Origin of the sequence: Flavobacterium sp., from assembly GCF_044361065.1 — a bacterium.
Classification (GTDB): Bacteria; Bacteroidota; Bacteroidia; order Flavobacteriales; family Flavobacteriaceae; genus Flavobacterium.
Genome location: NZ_JBIKJI010000214.1, coordinates 1 through 2,883 on the forward strand (window position 1 = coordinate 1; position 2,883 = coordinate 2,883).

Consider the following 2,883-nt stretch of genomic DNA (forward strand, 5'->3'; position numbering starts at 1 on the left):
GATAGATAGCGCTGTGGAAACGTCTGGCAGTTATGAAAAATATGTCACGTTTAATAATATTCGCTATTCGCACATAATTGACCCGCGTTCTGGATATCCAGCAACTGGCATAGTAAGTGTTTCGGTTTTTGCTAAACAAACAGAAATTGCTGATGCATTGGCAACAGGCGTTTTTGTGTTGGGTGTAGAGGTAGGGTTGAACTTAATCAATCAACTAAAAGGCATTGAGTGCATTATTGTGGATGATAAAGGTAAAATTTTTACTTCAAAAGGAATTGACATTAAAAAATATGAATAAAAGCAATCCTTAATTGGTTTGTAAATAAATAAAATATGAGAAAGTTATTAAAATTAGCTGTGTTACTTTTGGTGTTCCAATCGTGTAATTCGGTTAAAGAGTACGAAAAAGAAAAAATCAACGATGTAGATATGAAATTATCTGCTCGTGCTTCAGAACGTTACGAAACGTCTTTTCAAGTGTATCGAGAAGCAGCTGCAGGTGCCAATGGTGGAAAATCTGGTGGCGGTTGCGGTTGTAATTAATATATAAAGATGAAAAAAATAGTATTCGCCCTAAGTTTATGTACGTTTTTATCGTACGCGCAACAAAAAAAAGATAGCACCATTGTATTTAAAAAACGTGTTTTAGAAACTACTGAAATCGATTTTTTATCCAGTTATTACAAACAAGATGGTAAGCATTCTTCTGTAGGTGGTGGAATTGGTTCAGAAAAATTAACCAATGCTACAGCCAACATTGTAATTGCTATGCCTTTAAATGACGATGATGTTTTGACAATTGATAGCGGAATTTCTGCTTATACATCAGCTTCGTCAAGTAATATCAATCCGTTTAATGCTTCAGGGGCTTCCAGAGGTGGTGGTGGAGATGATGACGATAGAGTAGCTGCTGCTGCATTGGCTGCAGGTCCGACAGGTTCACCTTGGCAAGCGTCTTCAGGTGCGTCACAAAGTGATGTGTTAGCTGCTATAAATGCCAATTACAGTCATAGTAGCGACGATAGAAATTTCATTTGGAATGCCGATGTGGCGTTTTCAAATGAATACGATTATACTTCAATAGGTTTTGGAGGAGGTATTTCGAAATTATTTAATGATAAAAATTCAGAAGTCTCTTTAAAAGTTAATGCTTATTTAGATCAATGGCGCCCAATTTATCCTACCGAATTAAGTGAATTTGGTAAATACGGTTCTGGTTTTCAGAGTAATGGTTATTTTGCTGGTGTAACGGTGTACAATCAAACCGGTGCTGCTTCATCCGCTTATTTACCTAATAGCTTTACAAAATGGAGTGCTGTGGGCAGAAACTCGTATTCTGCCTCTGTTGGTTTTTCTCAAGTACTAACCAAAAAGTTTCAGTTTTCTGTATTTTTCGATATCTTAAAACAAGATGGAATGTTATCCACTCCATATCATAGAATCTATTTTGCAGATAAACCCAATTATTATATTGGAAATCCTGCAAGTATTTCTAATTACGAAAACCCTTCAAATAGTGATGTATATCGCTTAGCGGATGATATTGAACGTTTACCAAATACTCGTTTTAAATTGCCTATTGGTGCACGATTAAATTATTACTTAAACGAGAAAGTTGTTTTTAGAACGTATTACCGATATTATTCAGACGATTGGGACATACAAGCACATACAGCTTCTATTGAAATTCCTGTGAAAGTATCAGATAAATTTACCATTTTTCCAATGTATAGATATTATACGCAGTTGCAGTCTAAATATTTTGCACCTTTTGAACAACATCTTTCTACGGAAAAATTCTATACTTCAGATTTTGATTTGTCTACGTTTAACGCCAACCAATATGGCGCCGGATTTACGTATACCGACATATTCACCGCTGCGAAAATTTGGAAATTCGGACTAAAAAATATCGATTTCAGATTCAATCATTACGAAAGAACTGATGGTTTAAATGCGAATATTGCTACAATTGCATTCAAATTTGTAAATCAGTAAGTTATCAAAAATAATGAAAAAACGAATTAATTTAATAAAATTTTTAATTTACACTTTTACAATAATTTCACTTTTGTTAGGTTGTAAAACATCAGTATTATTGCCAAGCATAAAGTACAATCAATATGAATTTGGAATTAGTTTAAATTATAATAAAGACACATTAAATATTAAGTTAAACAATCCATTACATTGCCCACTTAGAGTATTGTTTTTTTCTTCTGACGAGCAGTTGCAAAAGGAATTCAACAAAAGAAATCCCATAACAATAAATTCTGTGAGTGACACAATTTTGACTTTTGTAAACATTCAAAAAAAAGACAATGAAATTAGAATTATTTCAAAATTAGGAGACGCATCAAAAAAAATTGATACTATTGAACTTGAATTACCATTTCTTAAAAATAAAAAATTCAAAATTCTTCAAGGTAGCAATACCGATTTCACACATAATACAGATTGGTCTCGGTACGCTTTGGATTTTGACCTTAAAACAAATGACACCATTTGTTCGGCAACAGATGGGTTTGTGGTTGGAGTTGTAGATAAGTATAAATATTCTGGAAAAGGTTCAGAATGGAAACCTTACGGTAATTTTTTAACTATTTACGAGCCAAATTCAGGTGTTTTTACTCAATATGTTCATCTTGTAGAAAATGGAAGTTTAGTGAAGATAGGCGATAAAGTATATCGTGGGCAAAAAATTGCATTATCAGGAAATACTGGACTAAGTACTGAGGAACATTTGCATTTTAGTTGTCTTATTCCTGTAAATAATGAAGATGGTTTAAAGTCAATACCTATTGAATTTGTTGGTGGAATAAAAGGAATAAACCTAAAAAAAGGAGACACTTTAAAAAAATAACAGGCTGTATAACAAACCAA

4 protein-coding genes are annotated in these 2,883 nt (G+C 33.1%); all 4 read left to right on the forward strand.

Translation table 11 applies throughout. The annotated features are described in order from the left end of the window. Positions 1-298, forward strand: a 298-nt coding sequence (locus ACIQ11_RS10095) for an FAD:protein FMN transferase (RefSeq protein WP_396154544.1), incomplete at its 5' end; no start/stop codon positions are given. A 35-nt stretch (positions 299-333) separates the two neighbouring features. Then, complete coding sequence (locus tag ACIQ11_RS10100; protein ID WP_396154546.1) at positions 334-543, forward strand: DUF4266 domain-containing protein; 210 nt, start codon at positions 334-336, stop codon at positions 541-543. A gap of 9 nt (positions 544-552) precedes the next feature. Then, complete coding sequence (locus tag ACIQ11_RS10105) at positions 553-1,998, forward strand: DUF3570 domain-containing protein (RefSeq protein ID WP_396154548.1); 1,446 nt, start codon at positions 553-555, stop codon at positions 1,996-1,998. A gap of 13 nt (positions 1,999-2,011) precedes the next feature. Continuing rightward, positions 2,012-2,863: a M23 family metallopeptidase gene (locus ACIQ11_RS10110; protein WP_396154550.1), complete on the forward strand. Its 852-nt coding sequence runs from the start codon at positions 2,012-2,014 to the stop codon at positions 2,861-2,863. Positions 2,864-2,883 lie beyond the last annotated feature (20 nt).